Origin of the sequence: Leuconostoc suionicum, from assembly GCF_001891125.1 — a bacterium.
In the GTDB taxonomy this organism is placed as follows: domain Bacteria; phylum Bacillota; class Bacilli; order Lactobacillales; family Lactobacillaceae; genus Leuconostoc; species Leuconostoc suionicum.
This window is the reverse complement of record NZ_CP015247.1, coordinates 995,960-1,013,874: the sequence shown is the minus strand read 5'-3', so window position 1 is coordinate 1,013,874 and position 17,915 is coordinate 995,960. Positions and strand designations below refer to the sequence as shown.

The 17,915-nt window shown below is 37.0% G+C and carries 17 protein-coding genes and 2 pseudogenes; 3 read left to right on the top strand and 16 right to left on the bottom strand.

The annotated features are described in order from the left end of the window. The first annotated feature begins 71 nt into the window (after positions 1-71). Both A6B45_RS05055 and A6B45_RS05050 read left to right on the top strand, forming a co-directional pair. Complete coding sequence (locus A6B45_RS05055) at positions 72-347, top strand: transposase (RefSeq protein ID WP_004906421.1); 276 nt, start codon at positions 72-74, stop codon at positions 345-347. After that, positions 347-1,174: pseudogene (locus tag A6B45_RS05050) on the top strand (IS3 family transposase); the annotation flags it as partial. The gene A6B45_RS05055 and the pseudogene A6B45_RS05050, both read left to right, overlap by 1 nt. Positions 1,175-1,386: 212 nt before the next feature. Here A6B45_RS05050 and A6B45_RS05045 read toward each other — a convergent pair. After that, entirely contained in the window at positions 1,387-2,307 is a 921-nt protein-coding gene (locus A6B45_RS05045) for an IS30 family transposase (protein WP_012268558.1), read from the bottom strand. A gap of 360 nt (positions 2,308-2,667) precedes the next feature. On the opposite strand from A6B45_RS05045, the gene A6B45_RS05040 reads away from it, so the two are divergent. Beyond that, positions 2,668-3,873, top strand: coding sequence for an IS110 family RNA-guided transposase (locus A6B45_RS05040; RefSeq protein WP_072613630.1), 1,206 nt, complete (start codon positions 2,668-2,670; stop codon positions 3,871-3,873). A gap of 235 nt (positions 3,874-4,108) precedes the next feature. On the opposite strand, the gene A6B45_RS05035 is transcribed toward A6B45_RS05040, so the two are convergent. The 15 genes and pseudogenes from A6B45_RS05035 to A6B45_RS04965 form a co-directional block, all read right to left on the bottom strand. After that, positions 4,109-4,780, bottom strand: a complete 672-nt coding sequence (locus A6B45_RS05035) for an ABC transporter ATP-binding protein (protein ID WP_072613629.1) — start codon at positions 4,778-4,780, stop codon at positions 4,109-4,111. 2 nt (positions 4,781-4,782) lie between these two features. After that, complete coding sequence (locus A6B45_RS05030) at positions 4,783-5,844, bottom strand: ABC transporter permease (protein WP_072613628.1); 1,062 nt, start codon at positions 5,842-5,844, stop codon at positions 4,783-4,785. Positions 5,845-5,846: 2 nt separating this feature from the next. Next, positions 5,847-6,380 carry a TetR/AcrR family transcriptional regulator gene (locus tag A6B45_RS05025; protein WP_072613627.1) on the bottom strand — a complete coding sequence of 178 codons (534 nt, stop codon included), beginning with the start codon at positions 6,378-6,380 and terminating at the stop codon, positions 5,847-5,849. Positions 6,381-6,573: 193 nt separating this feature from the next. Continuing rightward, complete coding sequence (locus A6B45_RS05020) at positions 6,574-7,494, bottom strand: IS30 family transposase (protein ID WP_012268558.1); 921 nt, start codon at positions 7,492-7,494, stop codon at positions 6,574-6,576. 232 nt (positions 7,495-7,726) lie between these two features. Continuing rightward, positions 7,727-8,056: pseudogene (locus A6B45_RS05015) on the bottom strand (restriction endonuclease subunit S); the annotation flags it as partial. A gap of 125 nt (positions 8,057-8,181) precedes the next feature. After that, positions 8,182-9,099, bottom strand: a complete 918-nt coding sequence (locus A6B45_RS05010) for an IS30 family transposase (protein WP_072613626.1) — start codon at positions 9,097-9,099, stop codon at positions 8,182-8,184. Positions 9,100-9,411: 312 nt separating this feature from the next. Beyond that, positions 9,412-10,344 (bottom strand): phosphoglycerate dehydrogenase, encoded by a 933-nt coding sequence (locus A6B45_RS05005; protein WP_072613625.1) that lies wholly within the window; start codon positions 10,342-10,344, stop codon positions 9,412-9,414. 49 nt (positions 10,345-10,393) lie between these two features. Next, the gene (locus A6B45_RS05000) at positions 10,394-11,566 is read right to left on the bottom strand and encodes a pyridoxal phosphate-dependent aminotransferase (protein WP_072613624.1); all 1,173 of its coding nucleotides are present in this window, start codon (positions 11,564-11,566) and stop codon (positions 10,394-10,396) included. A 15-nt stretch (positions 11,567-11,581) separates the two neighbouring features. After that, positions 11,582-12,595 (bottom strand): 5-oxoprolinase subunit C family protein, encoded by a 1,014-nt coding sequence (locus tag A6B45_RS04995; protein WP_072613623.1) that lies wholly within the window; start codon positions 12,593-12,595, stop codon positions 11,582-11,584. Then, positions 12,592-13,308 carry a 5-oxoprolinase subunit PxpB gene (gene pxpB, locus A6B45_RS04990; protein WP_072613622.1) on the bottom strand — a complete coding sequence of 239 codons (717 nt, stop codon included), beginning with the start codon at positions 13,306-13,308 and terminating at the stop codon, positions 12,592-12,594. The genes A6B45_RS04995 and pxpB overlap by 4 nt, the downstream gene beginning before the upstream one ends. A gap of 11 nt (positions 13,309-13,319) precedes the next feature. Then, on the bottom strand, positions 13,320-14,552 hold the full coding sequence (locus tag A6B45_RS04985) for an NRAMP family divalent metal transporter (RefSeq protein ID WP_072613621.1): 1,233 nt from the start codon (positions 14,550-14,552) through the stop codon (positions 13,320-13,322). Positions 14,553-14,564: 12 nt separating this feature from the next. Beyond that, entirely contained in the window at positions 14,565-15,320 is a 756-nt protein-coding gene (locus A6B45_RS04980) for a LamB/YcsF family protein (protein ID WP_173674454.1), read from the bottom strand. A 5-nt stretch (positions 15,321-15,325) separates the two neighbouring features. Then, on the bottom strand, positions 15,326-16,096 hold the full coding sequence (locus A6B45_RS04975) for a putative hydro-lyase (protein WP_072613619.1): 771 nt from the start codon (positions 16,094-16,096) through the stop codon (positions 15,326-15,328). A 12-nt stretch (positions 16,097-16,108) separates the two neighbouring features. Further along, the gene (locus A6B45_RS04970) at positions 16,109-17,449 is read right to left on the bottom strand and encodes an acetyl-CoA carboxylase biotin carboxylase subunit (RefSeq protein ID WP_072613618.1); all 1,341 of its coding nucleotides are present in this window, start codon (positions 17,447-17,449) and stop codon (positions 16,109-16,111) included. Next, a complete protein-coding gene (locus A6B45_RS04965; protein WP_072613617.1) occupies positions 17,449-17,850 on the bottom strand; it encodes an acetyl-CoA carboxylase biotin carboxyl carrier protein in 402 nt (133 codons plus the stop codon). The genes A6B45_RS04970 and A6B45_RS04965 overlap by 1 nt, the downstream gene beginning before the upstream one ends. Between the last annotated feature and the right edge of the window lie 65 nt (positions 17,851-17,915).

The following is a 17,915-nucleotide window of genomic DNA, read 5'->3' as shown; positions in this document are numbered from 1 at the left end:
ACTGAAAATCCGGACCGCTTTATTTCTAGGGCATAATCCGAGATAATCAAGTATAGGAGTTTTTTTATATTATGAAAGCTAAGCGATACTCAACAGAATTTAAGTCATCAATTGTCACCTTGTATAATGAGGGACGTTCTGCTAATTCTCTAGCCAATGAATACCATTTGGCTGTACAAACCGTCACGGGTTGGGTGAAGAAAGCCCAAATCATTGGGACGGACGTTACCGGTAAGCCAGTGACTCGCGCCCAATTTAATGCAATGCAGAAAGAAGTCGCAAGACTCAAAGAAGAAAACGAAATTTTAAAAATTGCGGCCGTTTTGCTGGGCGAACATCGCAAGTAACACGTAAGACCCATTTTCCTATTGTTCAATCATTGCTAAAACAGCATTTTAAACTCATGATGGTGCTTCGCCTACTCAAAATACCCAAAAGCACCTACTTTGATTGGGTTCACTATACTGAGAGCCAACGACAACGAGAAGACACGATCTTAAAAGCTTTGTTGCGTGAAATTTGGCAAAATAACTATAAAGCTTATGGCGCGCCACGTCTGCGATTAGCATTAGCTGATCTGAATTTGCATCATGGAACCAACCGAGTTCGTCGTTTAATGCGAGAAGCTGGCATATACTCTGTCATGAGTCGTCGATTTAACAAACCAACGACAACTGTTGATTATCGTCAACGTCCCAACTTAATCAGGCATTTACCCGAAGTCAACGCTTGGAGCATGGACATCACTTATTTAAAGTTGAGTAATGGTCAGTGGGTCTATTTAGCGTCAGTTTTAGATTTACAAACGCGTAAGATATTAGCCCATCAAATCAGTGCCACGATGGATACCAAATTGGTAGTTACAACACTACAAAGATCGCTGTCAACTGATAAAAAACCAAATTATTTACACACTGATATGGGCAGTCAGTTCACTAGTTTTGGCTTTGAAAATTTGTTAAAGCGACATAAAATTGATCATTCGTATTCAAAACTAGGACATCCATATGATAATGCCAAAATTGAAAGTTTTCACTCCCTATTAAAGCGTGAAATGATTTATCAATTCCGGTTTCCATCGATTGCACATCTAATTTTAGATGTGTCCAAGTATATTCATTGGTTCAACAACGAAAGAATCAGTCTTGCCAATCAAAAAATAAAAGTTGCCTAATCAGTTCAGCCGTAGATAAAAAATATTCCGAATTATTGACTTATGAGCACACCACCTCCATTAGGGATAGCCACCATCTTAACTTGTTTGCTGTAATTAGTATAACATAGGTCAAAACTACAATTGGTCTAAAAAAAACTGCTTATGAAGTAAGACTATTAGGGCTCAGATTGGTTTGTTCATTTTGAAATTTGAATGGCAGATTGCAAGAATCATCCGAACACCGCATGTTTCTGAAAGACTTTTCGTGGTGATTGCCAGTTGAGCGTTTTCATTGGCCTGGCATTAATCCAATGATTAATTTGATCTAATTCTTTCTGACTGATGGTTTCAATTTTGCGTTCTTTTGGGATAAAACGACGGACATATCGATTTAGCACTTCATTACTACCACGTTCTTCTGGTGAATATGGGTGTGCAAAATACATCGGTATGCCTAGCTGTTCTTCTATTTCATCATATTTTGCAAACTCTCGACCGTGATCAACTGTAATTGATTTAGCATTTTTTATACCCTTGAAAAACCTAATAATAGCTGGTGTCACTGCCTGACTATTGCGCCCACTGACATGTCTCATGATATGTTGTCGACTCAATCGTTCTGTGATGGTCACTAAAACATCGCCACGTGTTTTACCAGATTGCATCGTATCAACTTCAAAATGACCAAATTCTTGTCTTAATTGGACAGCTTTTGGTCGTTTTTCAATTGAACGGCCATGAGCAAAAACACGTCTACGGCCGTCAGATTGACGTTTACGTCGAATACCTTTATCAGGTAAATCTGATAACTTAATTTTAAGCAAACCATGATGAATCCAGTTGTAGATGGTCTTGAAAGCAATACCCAATACATGAGCAGCCGTTTCTGGTGACCACTTCAAGATACCAATGTGATGGTTCAAAAAAGCTGATATTTCAGGTGTTAGGGTCGGATGGCGACCGTGTTTGTGCCGATTACACTGGGCTAAATGATGAGCCTGTTGTGCATTGTATGGTTTAATTCGATTTAACTCGTAGGTAATAGTTGCAGGAGAACGCTTTAAGAAACGGGCTATTTCTCGAGTTGAATGATTAAGTTTGATCATTGTTTCAATGACAGAACGTTCGTGAGCTGATAAACTAGAAGACATAAGCTGCAGATCCTTTATGGTTGATTTTAGTCAATTACCATTAAAGTCTCTGCAGTTTTTTTATGCAAGGTGTTCGGTTTAATTTTACAATCTGCCGAATAAAACTTACTAACATTAAAGGTGAAGATTAATCTCGACGGAGATAGTCTTCACCTATTTTTGATTTATTCTAAAATAGGTTGTGAAGCATAGGTCGCGGATTTTTTTGGCACTGGATGTCGTGAATAAAAGTGGCCGTTTCACTGGCGTTACCACACAATTTGTTCTTAGTAAGTTAGACGCTAGACGTCGAGTATAGAAAATTAGATGGTGATGGCTACCAGTGACTGTTTCAATCAATTATTCTTTGGAGGTGCACTCATGCACGCTGTTATTGGTATTGATGTTTCGAAGGCAACCAGTCAAGTTGCCGTCGCTGTTGATGGTAAGGTTGTACAGAATTTTAAGATCACCCATGATGTCTTTGGGTTCAATCAGTTAAATACGGTCATTATGCAGTTTAATACGTTCCCAGATATCGTGTTTGAGGCGACAGGCGTTTATTCGAGACGTTTAAAAACTTTCTTAGAGGCCCACAATTATCCTTATACTTGCCTGAATCCTTTGACCGCTAAAAAGCAATTGGATCAATTACGTCCTAACAAAAATGATCTTAACGATGCCAAGCATTTGGCGGAAACGCAATTCATTTTAAAGCGTGCTAAAAGTTACGTCCAGAATCCGATTTATATTGAACTACAAGATATGAGTCGTTTTTACCAACAGTTAAACCACGATATTGTGTCCGCTAAAAATCGGCTACATCGTTTGCTTCAATTGACTTTCCCAGAAATTGAAACTTTGTTTTCAACTACCGATAGCCAACAATATTGGGAGATTGTGTCGTTAATCCCTCATGCCACAATGGCTAAGCATTCACGACAAACGTTATCCGATACGATTCAAAGCAGCGTCAGTCGTCAAATCGGTGTTGCGCGTTTAACACGACTCGTTGATAAACTAGTGGCGCTTGGCAGCCTATCAGCACCTGCTGTTGCCGTTGCTTCGTATAATGTCACCGAGGTGCGTTATTATGCGCAGCGCTTAATTGCGTTATCTCAAAGCAAGGCCAATGTCTTAGCGACTATGGTTGATCAGGCCAAAGATTTACCTGAATATGACATTTATCAGAGTATACCAGGATTTTCGGACAAAACAGTGGTTTCTCTAATCGCTGAATTAGGTGATTTGCATCGTTTTGCGACTAGTAACAAATTGAATGCCTTTGTCGGGATTGACTTACGATTTAATGATTCAGGTGATTATAAAAGTTCTGGGTTCATCACAAAGCGAGGTAATACAATCGCCAGAAAAGTGCTATTCAAAGCCATTAGTAACATTGCTAGTACGGCAACTTATGGTCATCAAAATCATATCAATGATTGGTATCAAAAGAAAAAGCAATCTTCAATGTCAAAGGGAACAAAGAAAATTGCTATTGGTGCGATGTCACGTCTCTTACGAACCATGCACTATCTGGTTTTGAATAACCAATTGTACGATTACGATACAGCGTCAAAGCGCTAGAATTGTACATTTATAAGCCTAACATTTTGCAAAACCAATGTGAAGACATCGGTTTATTTTAGTAGTGCTTGATGACCAATTGCAGCATCATAAAAAGAAGCTAAATGCATTGAAACACTTGACTTCTGGTAGAAAAAAAAACAGACCCTAGAAAGGCTTTTTTAGTGTTGTTGTACGTAGGCACTACTTTGGTTAAATACAATTAATCTGGTTTTCTTTTAATCATTCGATGCCGTTATTTAACTTGTTGTAAATGACCATCGACAAGCTCATAGATATGATCAGCAAATTTTTTTAAACGAATATCATGAGTAACTGTCACAATAGCCTTATTGTAATTATGCGCAATATCTTGGAAAAGTTGTCCGACAACTTCGACTCTGGAACTATCAAGGGCTGCAGTGGGTTCATCTGCAAGAACAATGCTTGGATCACCATACAAAGCTCGAGCAATGGCGACTCGCTGCGATTGTCCTCCAGACAATTCACCTGGATATTGTGCTAACAATTTTTGTATTCCCAACTCATCCAACAGATTTTCAAATACCTCTGGACTCAGATTGTGACCTTTCACTTTGTCTACTAACTCAAATTGTTGTTTCACTGTTAAGAAAGGGACCAAACTATAACGCTGTAAAATAAACCCAATCTTATCTAGCCTATTCTTTTCTTGTGCTGTTTTACTCAAATCATTAAGAGAGTGTTCATCTAATAGGACTTGACCACTAGATGCAGTTTGAATACCACCCAAAATAGTCAGCAAAGTGCTTTTCCCCGAACCAGATGGGCCTAAGATTAGTGTTAGTTCTCCAGATACAGATTTGAAATTAATATCATCGAGTGCCACGACTTGGTTCGCACCGGATCCAAACACTTTATTTACATTTTTTAATTCTAGAGTTGCCATGTTTATCCTCCTATTGCTGAAACTGGATCAATTTTTGCTATAATTTTCATTGGAATTAGAGAACCGATAAGCCCGGTTATGACTATGCCAATGCCCACCCCTGCAATAAGTGGTATGTTAAAATACATCGGAACGCCTGCTGGAATCAGTATTCCAGAGATTGTAGTAAGTATCAAGCCAAGTACCACGGAAGTAATCATAATCAACAAAGTCTCTCCAAATGTATTCCTCAATAAATATTTGCTAGGTATTCCCTGTGCTCTTAAGACAGCTAAGTTAGGTAATTTCTGAATTGTTAAAATATACAAAAAGATTGTTACAACTACTAATGAAATAATGATTAGAAAAACTATCATAAAAGCAAAAGTTGTGTTTTGTGCAGCATAACCAGGTAACTTGCTGAGAAAAGTGCTTTTATCATAGATGACAAGATCCGAACTTAAATTCTTTGTAGGTAGCTTCTCCTTTGATATTAGCCCACTTCCATAAAATTGATTTCCGACACCTTTGATGACTGCCCAATTATTAATTGAACCGTATATGACCGGCGCCATATTATATTGTGCATCACTAACCTTGCCTACAATTTTAAAAGAATTATTGTCTAATCCAATATATACTCTATCTCCAATTTTTAAATCGTTTAGCTTATCAGAAATGACAATCTCAGACTTATTCTTTGGTAAGTGTCCCATCGTAACGGTTAAATCTTTGAAAATATATTCGTTAAAATTAACACCGATGAATTGAACAGATTGACTTGTACTTGAATTTGTTCTTTTAACATTTGTGGGGCTAATACCAACTCGTGCCGTATCGTCAGATTTTGATGTGGAATCTAACTGATTTTTTGTCATCAGGGATTGGCCCATATTACCATTTGCATTTTTTGTCATTAACGCACTGGTTGTTTTCCAAGAATCAATGGCTGCTGTATTTTGATTAGCAAGTCCAAGTGATAACGCACTAAGAATAAAAATCAGAAAACTGACTAAACTTATCACTGACACAATCAGACCATACCTCATTTTTTCGTGTCGAATTTCATTCAACGCTAAGAACATATTTATACCTCTTTCTCTCCAATTAACTTTTCAGCGGCTTTTAAATGTAAAACAATATTTTCTCTTTCTTCAGGGTGCAGAAAGGACTGTCTAATGGCCTCGTGAGTTATCAAATCTTTAACCCACTTTCTAGTTTCGTCTTCATTTAACACATGTTCAACAAAGTTGTAATCAGGACTCTTGTGATTCTTACTATTCCAAACCCTCAATAGCGATTCATTTATTTCAAAATATTTTCTTAAAAAGTTAAAATATTCATCATCCTCAGCAGACAAAATAAGAAGTTCAGCAGAATTAAGAGACCCTTCTGCTTTTCTTTGATGCACTTCGGTTAACACCTGAGACAAAATCCAGTTATAGGCATCAAATAAATCACTGAAATAAGTATAAAACGAACCACGAGAGATGTTTGCTTCCTTCACAATTCTTGCAACTTGAGCCTCCGAAATATTATATTCCGAAAATTCTTTTAATAAAGATGACCTTATTTTTTTGATTTTTTCCTGTGATAATCTTGAAAGTATTTCTTTTGCCATAAAATTTCCTTTCTGTAAATGACACCGTGTCATTTCTATATTTTTATTATATGACTTAATTGACACGGTGTCAATTTTAAAACAAAATTTTGTTTTTTATGGAATAAACAAACTAGATTGCGATTGGTCTAAAACACAGTTGCTTGTGAAATGGACTAAAAATATGTGCTTGTGAGATGGCAGATTGCAAGAATCATCCGAACACCGCATGTTTCTGAAAGACTTTTCGTGGTGATTGCCAGTTGAGCGTTTTCATTGGCCTGGCATTAATCCAATGATTAATTTGATCTAATTCTTTCTGACTGATGGTTTCAATTTTGCGTTCTTTTGGGATAAAACGACGGACATATCGATTTAGCACTTCATTACTACCACGTTCTTCTGGTGAATATGGGTGTGCAAAATACATCGGTATGCCTAGCTGTTCTTCTATTTCATCATATTTTGCAAACTCTCGACCGTGATCAACTGTAATTGATTTAGCATTTTTTATACCCTTGAAAAACCTAATAATAGCTGGTGTCACTGCCTGACTATTGCGCCCACTGACATGTCTCATGATATGTTGTCGACTCAATCGTTCTGTGATGGTCACTAAAACATCGCCACGTGTTTTACCAGATTGCATCGTATCAACTTCAAAATGACCAAATTCTTGTCTTAATTGGACAGCTTTTGGTCGTTTTTCAATTGAACGGCCATGAGCAAAAACACGTCTACGGCCGTCAGATTGACGTTTACGTCGAATACCTTTATCAGGTAAATCTGATAACTTAATTTTAAGCAAACCATGATGAATCCAGTTGTAGATGGTCTTGAAAGCAATGCCCAATACATGAGCAGCCGTTTCTGGTGACCACTTCAAGATACCAATGTGATGGTTCAAAAAAGCTGATATTTCAGGTGTTAGGGTCGGATGGCGACCGTGTTTGTGCCGATTACACTGGGCTAAATGATGAGCCTGTTGTGCATTGTATGGTTTAATTCGATTTAACTCGTAGGTAATAGTTGCAGGAGAACGCTTTAAGAAACGGGCTATTTCTCGAGTTGAATGATTAAGTTTGATCATTGTTTCAATGACAGAACGTTCGTGAGCTGATAAACTAGAAGACATAAGCTGCAGATCCTTTATGGTTGATTTTAGTCAATTACCATTAAAGTCTCTGCAGTTTTTTTATGCAAGGTGTTCGGTTTAATTTTACAATCTGCCAGATGTAAAAATGCGCCATTAAATTAGCTTGTGAATTTTGCAATTTTACAAACAAAAAACAGGCCTTAAAAAGCCTGTTGTAGCGTTACTTTTGATAGTCACAATTATGTCAACTTTGATTGGTATAGGTGGATTACTATAGAAACATTTTTTGCAAGAAACCTTTTTTCTGTTCCTTGAGCAAATCTAACTTATGTTGATGAAGAGCGATACTGGCATCTAACTGTTTGAAGAATGAACCGATCTTTTGTTGTTCTTCCTGACTAGGTCTATAGATTTCAAATGATGAAAATTTAGAAATCCAATGACGTTCATGACTTTGAGGTACATATTTTATATTCTTCAATGTATTAAACATAAAATAGGAATTGTCAGAATTATCATTCAAACTAAGTAATTTCATTGCGGAGCTCTTAATCTTAAAAGGGAAATCTACATAATGAGATCCAGTTGTACAATCATCAAATTGCTCCTATGCTATTAGTTTACAGGGCAGAGGAAAATCTGTCCGTAAATCTAGCATAAGAGCAGTATGTAGTAGAGTATCTGAATTTTACTGTTTCTAGTTTCAAATAAGGTAGATTGCAAGAATTAACCGAACACTGCAAACTGCTGAAAAACCTTTCGTGGTGATTGCCAGTTGAGTGTTTTCATTGGTCTCGCATTGATCCAATGATTAATTTGATCTAATTCTTTGGCGCTAACTGTTTCAATTTTGCGTTCTTTCGGTATAAAACGACGGACGTATCGATTTAATATCTCATTACTCCCACGTTCTTCTGGTGAATATGGGTGCGCAAAATAGACTGGAATGCCTAGTTTTTGCTCGATTTCGTTATATTTTGCAAATTCTCGCCCACGATCAACAGTGATTGACTTGGCATTTTTGATCCCTTGAAAAAAATGAATTAAGACTGGTGTCACTGCCTGACTATTGCGCCCAGTGACCTGTCTCACGATATGTTGCCGGCTTAGTCTTTCAGTAATTGTCACCAGCACATCACCACGTCTTTTACCCGATTGCATGGTGTCAACTTCAAAATGTCCAAAGGTTTGTCGTGCTTTCACACTTTCAGGTCTCGTTTCAATCGAACGACCATGCACAAATACTTGTCGTCTACCATCAGATTGACGCTTTTGACGGATACCTTTGTCAGGTAAATCAGCCAATGATAGTTTGAGTCGACCAGCATTGAGCCAATTATAAATCGTTTTGAAAGGTAACCCTAAAACATGCGCAGCGGTTTCTGGTGACCACTTCAATATACCAATGTGGTGATTCAACAAGACAGCGATAGCTGGTGTTAGCGTGTCATGACGACCACGTAGATGACGTTTTTTCAATGCCAACGCATGAGCAATCTCAGCTTTATAGGGTGTAACTTGATGAATTTCAATCGAAACGGTTGAAGGAGAGCGTTTAATAAAGCGCGCAATGGCACGAACAGAATAATTCAATTCGAGTAAAGTTTGAATGACAGTGCGTTCTTGAGATGATAAACTAGTCATGAGTCGCAGTTCCTTTATGGTTGTTTTAGACAATTACCATTAAAGGCGCTGCGGCTTTTTTATTCAAGTGTTCGGTTTAATTTTACAATCTACCATAAAAATAAATAATCAGGATTTTAATCATGAATTGTTGAGTTGATAATTTGAGTTTCATTCGACTTCAATGTTCTTGAAAATTATACAAAAAGTTGAATCCTTACTTTTCACTCTTGAACTAAAAACATGAACGATTCTTTTTCACAGGTACTGCAGATTTTTTAATTAAGTATTTCGTTTTAATTTTAAAATATGTTTTTTGCATCTAAACTAGGACTAATTATTTACTTGATGTTTTGGTTGACTTCCATTTAATACTCGTGTAATTTCTTTAGCTGCTTCGAGGGCAACGTTTTCTTTTGCTTCTCGCGATTGTCCTGCAACATGTGGGGTAAGAAATACATTAGGCAGACTATACAATGGATTTTGTGCACTCACAGGCTCATTTTCAGTAACGTCCAAGCCTGCTCCAAAAATTTGATTATTTATTAACGCACTATATAATGCATCTTCATCAATAAGCTGACCACGTCCGACATTGATCAAGACGGCATTTTTTTTCATTAGTTTTAGAGTAGCAGAGTTAATCATGTGTGTTGTTTCATGTGTTGCAGGTAATGCTAAAACAATATAATCTGCCTTTTCGTATATTTCAACTAATGAAGCCATTTCACCATTGTCTATCACGTATTTATGTCTCGCATTTACGAGAATTTTTACATTGAAACCGCTTAAAAGACGAGCAATTTTCCGCCCAATGTTCCCATACCCAATAATGCCGACAATTTTGTGAGATAGTTCGTATCCAAAACTATTACCTGTTGAAAGAGCTAAACTTTTGGTATTAGAATTGATTAGTTTTGAGGCAAATTGACGTCCGGACATCAATAAAAACATCAAAGCAGTCTCGGCCACTGAGCTAGCATTTGCACCAGGTGTGTTTGTGACAACGATTCCACGCTGAGTTGCAGCACTAAGACTGACATTATCATAACCAACTCCATGCCTCGCTATAATTTTCAAATTTGGCATTTTATTCATTGTATTATCATCAAATTTAATTGGCATTAATAATCCTGCTTCAACCTCAGGATTCTCATCAAAACAATTATCAGTTTCTTGATTATTTTCAAGCACTTGAAATCCTTGTTGTATTAAAAAGGTTTTGGCTATTTCATCTACTTGTGAAGCCACTAAAACTTTTTTCATTTTTTCTTCCACTCAATTTATAAACCTTGATGGTTTTAATAATTTATCTTTAGCTAAAAAAGTGTTTTAATCGTTTAACCGCTTCAATTAATTCGGCTTCTGATTTGGCATAGCTTAATCGAAGGTAACCGGGCATTCCAAATCCCTCACCCGAAGGAATAGCTAGTTTTTCCTCAGATAGCAGTGCCATTGAGATTTCGTTGGTATTTTTAAAATTATTTTTTTTCATAAATTTACTATCAATTTTAAAAAAAATATAAAATGATCCAGATGGTTTAAAAGGTATGCTGATATTATCAATTTCGGACAAATCCCGATACAAAAAATTTAGTCTACTTTCAAACGATTTTCTCATTGTTTCGACACTTTTTTGTTGCCCGTTCAATGCTTCAATTGCTGCATACTGTGCTACTACAGTTGGATTTGAGGTCAAGTGTCCTAATATTTTAGTCATTACATGCGTTATAGAAACATCAGCAATTGCCCAACCAATACGCCATCCAGTCATCGCATATGCTTTAGAAACGCCATTAATAATAATCATTTTACTGTTTACAAGAGATTCTAGTGACAATCCAGAATGAAATACTGTGTCGCCATAAACTAATTTGCCATAAATTTCATCTAGAATTAGATATACGTCATTAGTCTTTGTCCACGAAATAATTGATTCTAATTCATTCTTTGAGTAAACAGCGCCACTTGGGTTGTTAGGTGTATTTAGTATAACTACTTTAGGCTTTTCTTCTAATTTGCTAAGATCATCTATTGTTAACTTGAATTGTGGATCAGAAGAAACAATAGCTTTAAAAGATCCCCCGGCTAATTTGACCTGCTCTGAATAGCTAACCCAAAAAGGGGCAGAAGTTATAACTAGGTCTCCGGGATCAACTAATATTTGCATCAATGCATACAGGGCAAGTTTTGCGCCAGTCGTAATCACAACTTGATCGGTTAATAAAGAAACATTGTAATCTCTTTTTGCTGCAGCGACCACAGCATTTTTGAGTTCAACTAATCCATTTGTAGCTGTATAGGAATCAGTCAGGTGATCTTTGATAGCAATCCGTGCCGCTCTGCCAATATTGTCAGGTGTATTAAAATCTGGCTCACCTTGACTTAAATTAACGACATCAATGCCATCAGCAATCATGTCCTTAGCTTTTTTTCCCATTGCCAACGTTGGAGACGCTTCTAAACTGTCGACTCGTTTTGCTAACATTCTTTCGTGTCCTTTCTAAAACAAACGTTTGATTTTATTTGCCATGGTTCGAGAGTGTAATAAAATTTCCCATGGCTTCGATTTATAGATACCTTGTACTACCTCAGCTCTGTCCGCTGAAGCCAACCAAGCATCATTTAATGACACCTTTTCAAAATGTATTGGTTTATGTTGTGGCCATTGCGCAAGTATACCTAAATCACTAATGATAACCTTAGCAATGACAGGATATCCTCCATGAGTAGCGCGATCCGCTAATAAAACAATTGGTTGCCCGTCGCGAGATATTTGAATTGCGCCATTCATATTGGCTTCTGACAACAAATTTTCTGGTTTAAAAATAATCATTGGCCCTTCTATGCGGTATCCCATACGGTCAATATACTTGCCTAAGTAAAATGGTTTATTTAATAGTTTTTGCCATTCATCCTCCGAAAACCAGTCATATTCAGGACCGGGCACAATTCGAATTTTCTTTGTCTTAATTAAACTAATTAGGTTTAATGGCATTTTTGGTAATAGCTTTACAGTATTGTAATCAAAAGCCTGAGACGCGTCTAAAATATTCAATACATCACCACTTTCTAATCTTTTTCCATTAAAACCACCCAAATTAACGGCCAAAGTAGTCGCATGCGATCCCATAACTTTTGGCACCTGAATTCCACCAGCAACACTCAAATATACAAATCGTCCTTCTATAATTTGCGTAAAGTCCAATACGTCATTTTCATTGACTAAAATTGGAATATCCTGACTCACCGTAGCATCATTTAGCTTTGCATTTACACGTGCACCAGTTATAGCTACAATAGTGCTACTCGAAAATTTTACCTTACCCCCAGTTACGCCAAACTCAATACTAGCAGGTTTATCTGTCGATTTATTACCCACAAGTGCGTTACCAATCTGATAGGAAAAAATGTCCATAACGCCAGAATTCAAAAACCCTTCACCCTGGTGACCTATTCTACCATCATCTTGAACCGTCGCTAGCATTCCAGGTGTTATGATTTTTATAGTATTCATAGCGTTTTCTCCTTAGAAACAAAATCATCAAAATGTGTACCTTTCAATTTTTGGAATTCAAGCTTATCTATTGCATAAAACTTCATCCTGTCTCCAGCATGAAGTTTTATTTCAGGTCGATTCGAATCAAACATAACTAATGGCGTTTGACCAATAATCTGCCAACCGCCCGGAGAGTCAACAGGATAATATCCTGTTTGTTCCCCACCAATAGCAATAGATCCAGCCGGAATTCTTAGTCTTGGTGTTTTTTTACGAGGTGTATGAAGCTTTACATCTAAGCCACCAAGATATGCGAAACCGGGTAAAAATCCCAACATATAAATTCTATATGCTTGTGCCGTATGCAGATGGATTACTTCTTCTATAGATAACCCATGATATTTAGCAACCTCTAGCAAATCTAATCCCACTTCATCATTATAAAGTACAGGTATATCATAGTGTCTTCCGTTTTTATCAACTATTTCACCATCCATTTTGTTTAATTGCTTTTCTAAGAATTGCTTAAATGATGCAATATCTATAACAAGTGGATCAAAAACAAATGTAACTTCTCGATAAGCGGGTATGATATCCACCAACCCATTTATATGTTGCCTCTCTACTAATTTAGCTATCGATAGTACTTGATTGCTAATTTTTTCTGAAACAACATTTTCAAATACAACGTTAATACTTGTGTCACCAGAAAAAATAACTTTTGAATTCATTTAGACCCCTTTTATAATGTATTAATGAGCGTTTCGATGCCAGCAAATGCCATGAATAGGACCACAATCCAGCCCAAAATGCTCAGTAGTATGGGATGCTTATAATCAGTACCCATAATTTTGTTTTTATATGCCCCAATCAATAAAATGGCCAAAGCAATAGGTAAAATTAACCCATTAATCGCACCAACTACAACTAAAATTTGAGCGGGCTTACCTATAATGTAAAATACTAAGGTTGAAACAGCAATGAAACCAATGACAAGGTATGGACGGTACTTTTGAAATTTTACGGCACCCTCAGGAGAGTGTGAATAATTCATAAATGACACTGATGTGAATGTCGATCCGAGAATGGAAGTCATGCCAGCAGCGAACAACAGTAAACCAAAGAACTTATAACCAAAGTTTCCAGCTGCAATTTTAAAAATATCAGCTGCTGGATTCAAGGGATCTAACTTATGACCAGCCATTACGACTGCCAGCCCGGCTAAAAATAACATGACACGAATTACTGATGCAATTCCAATTCCTGAAAGCGCGCCCTCATTGACGTATTTCAATCCTTTTTGTCCATGCACTCCACCCTCTAACAAACGGTGACCACCTGCGAAAGAAATGTAGCCCCCTACCGTACCACCAACAATAGTTACTATCGAATAAAAATCTATATTACTTGGTAAAAAGGTATGTTTGATTGCTGAACTAACGGGGACAGTAGTAACAGACAAAATATAAATTAAAACCGCAATTTTTACGACAGCTAGCACTTGTACTGTGCGATCCATAACTAGCAATGCATTTCTGACAACAAATACAATTATTGCCAAAACAGCAGCAATGACAGCTCCGTTTTCGGCTGATATACCAAACAAAACATTTAAACCAAGTCCTGCTCCAGCAACATTTCCAATATTAAAAAAGAAACCACCGACCACAATTAAAAAAGTTAAAAAGTAGCCTAATCCAGGGAAAATATCATTAGCAATTTGTTGCGCATGCTTTCCAGATACAGTAATAATTCTCCAAATATTCATTTGCACAACGATGTCAATCAAAATTGTTGTTAGAATTGCGAACCCAAAGCTTGGTCCTAATTGACTTGTAAAGGTCGCTGTTTGTGTTAAAAATCCTGGGCCAACAGCAGCCATTGCCATGACAAATGCTGCTCCCATCGCAACAGAACGCGCGCTTCTTTTATTAATTGACAACTCTGCGTTGCTTTTTATTTTGTTTTGATCCATATTTTTATCCTCTTAACAGATTTTATTGGTCACTGTAACTTGATTATCAAGAAGCAGTTTTTTAATCTCTATGGCCAAGTCCACAGCAGAGTGGTTGTCACCATGAACACAAATAGAATCCACTGCTAGAGGCACAACCTCCCCGGTAACAGACACGACGGATTTGTTTTCCACCATTTCAAGGGCTCGCTGAGCAGCTTCCGCTGGATTTGAAATAATGGCGTTTGGCTGTGACCGTGGCACAAGAGACCCATCAGATTGGTAATTTCTATCAGCAAATACTTCTTGAGCGAACTTCATATTGGCATCTTGTGCTGCTTTAATTAATTCACTGTTGGCCAATCCATATACAATTGTTTGCGGATCAACTAACTTAATTCCAGTTATTACAGCATCAGCTATTAGTCGATCTTTCGCTGCCATATTGTATAAAGCGCCATGAGCTTTAACGTGATGCAATTTGTGATCAGGGGTGAAGGCAGACAGAGCGCCAACTTGGTAAGCCACTATATCTGTGATGTCTGATGTATTCATCTCAATTTTACGTCGACCAAAACCCTGTAAATCTGGAAAGCCTGGATGAGCTCCAATTGCAACACCTTTGTCAAGTGCTAGTTGAACAGTCTGAGCCATAATTGACGCATCACCAGCGTGAAATCCACAAGCAACATTTGCAGAAGTAACTTGATGTAAAATTTCACTGTCTAGGCCAATTTTATAATTTCCAAAACTTTCTCCTAAATCTGAGTTAAAATCCACTTTTATCATTTTATTCACACGCTAAGGTCCTTATTTGATATATTAGTAATCAACATGTGTCCTGGTGAATGTGTAATGGCAAATTTTGGTTTCGAAGCCATTACTGCTGCTTGTGGCGTTACACCACATGCCCAAAACACAGGTATTTCATTTTCATTAATGGTAACCGCGTCACCATAATCTGGATCGGCAAGATCATATATACCAATTTCTGCTGGATTTCCAATCTGAATTGGAGCACCATGAACGCCTGGCAACCGATTCGTTACATTAACCGCTGTAGCTATTTGACTACTTTTTATAGGCCTCATGCTTACAACCATATTCCCCGAAAATTTACCCGCTTGCTTTAAGGGAATATTTGTATTGAACATTGGCACATTTGCTTTTTCAGTAATGTGACGAATTTCGATGCCCGCATCGACTAGTAAATCCTCAAAGGAAAAACTACATCCTATCAAAAAACTAACCAAATCTTCACGCCAAAAGTCTACAACGGACAAATATTCGTCAACCATTTTGCCATTTCGATAAATACGATATTTTGGAAAATCTGTAGCAACATCAATGTCATTCCCTAATGTTTGCAACTCTCTGCTTCCTACTTCTGTGACTTCCAGGATGGGAATAGGTTTAGGATTACGCTGAGCAAATAATAGAAAGTCGTATGCATCTTCCCAAGGAAGAACAATTAAATTTGTTTGAGCATATCCTGGGCACATCCCAGCAGTTGGCTTTTGATATTCGTTATCTCTCACTTTTTTTCTAAATTCTGTTGGTGTCATTTTAAAAATTCCCTATTCTTTCATTTGAAAATCCAACCAGTCAATGTCTGTTTTATTCTTATCTGACATGTAGTCGGGGTGAATAATAATTCTCATCAACAAATCTAAATTTGTGTCCACACCTAATATAACTGTCTCTTCTATCGCTATCTGCAATCTCTTTAATGTCTCATGCCGAGTCATGCCAGTTGCAATAATTTTTACAATCATCGCGTCATAATATGGAGGTACTTTATATCCTTGATACACAGCCGTTTCAATTCTAATTCCTAATCCGGTGGGCAAATGTAATCCAGTAATTGTGCCTGCGGATAGAGCGGACACGCGTGCCTCAATAGCAAAATTGTTTTTTGAGCCAATTGAAATGTCATTTATAGTTCGACCACTTGCTAATTGAATTTGAGCTGATACAATATCGATTCCTGAAACTTCTTCAGAAATAGCATGCTCAACTTGAATTCTTGTATTCATTTCCATGAAATAAAATTTGCCAGGACCCTGATACAAAAATTCAAAAGTGCCTGCACTTCGATAAGCCATTTTTTTTACAGCATTTAGAGAAACTGCTAACATTTTTTTTCGTGTCGTTTCATCTAGTAAATGACTAGGAGCTTCTTCGATTACTTTTTGATGGTGACTTTGAATCGTACAGTCTCGTTCCCCTAAAACTATGGCATTACCTAAACCGTCACCTAGGATTTGTACTTCAATATGCCGCGGTTTAAAAACAAATTTTTCAAGATACATCCGTGGATCACCAACTGACGCCATGATTTCACTCTGGGCTACTTCAAAAAGCGATTTAAAACTGTCTTGATTTGACACTAGACGCATACCTTTTCCGCCACCACCAGCTACTGACTTTAGCATAACTGGATATCCAATTTTTTTGGCCTGTTTAAAACCAATATCAACATCTTCAAAAAAACTATCACTACCTGAAACAATAGGAACTCCAGCCTCTGACATAAATTGCCTGGCTTTTTCTTTATCACCCATTTGTGCGATAACTTCACTAGTTGGACCAATAAAGACGATTCCCATTTCTTCAACCTGCTTGGCAAAATTAGGATTTTCTGACAAAAAACCATATCCTGGATGAATCGCATCTGCATGTGTAATCTCAGCCGCTGCTAAAATTGCTTTTTGATTCAAATAACTATCAGAAACATTAGATGGACCGATTTGTACTGATTCATCCGCCATTGCTACATGTAATGAGTCTTTGTCTGCTGACGAATATACCGCAACGGTTTGAAATCCTAACATTTTGACAGCACGAATTATTCTAACAGCTATTTCTCCTCGATTTGCAATTAAAACTTTGAAATTGTCTACAAATTTTTCACCCATTACGATAACCTAAACAACTTTTGACCGTATTCAATTGATTCACCGTCTGAAACTAAAATTTCAGCTATTAAACCATCCTTATTTGCTAAAACATCAGTCATCATTTTCATAGCTTCAACAATACCTACAACTGTTGACTTTGTTACTTTTTGTCCAACAGAAATAAACGGTGTTGACTCTGGATCAGATGAAACATAAAAAGTTCCGACCGTAGGCGATGTAATATACTCACTAGTAGGTACTTGTTTTTCTGTCTCTGACTCAGCATTCACACCGCTTTGAAAATTACTAAGATTATTTTTTGAAATACTAATTTTAGAATCACCATTCCTAAAAGAAATATGGGTCAAGTTATTTTCATTTAAAATTTTCACAATGTCATTAATATCTTCTAGTTTCATCGAATACAACCTTCCTTATGATATGATTAGAATTTATCACACATTATTATATTATTCACATTTAA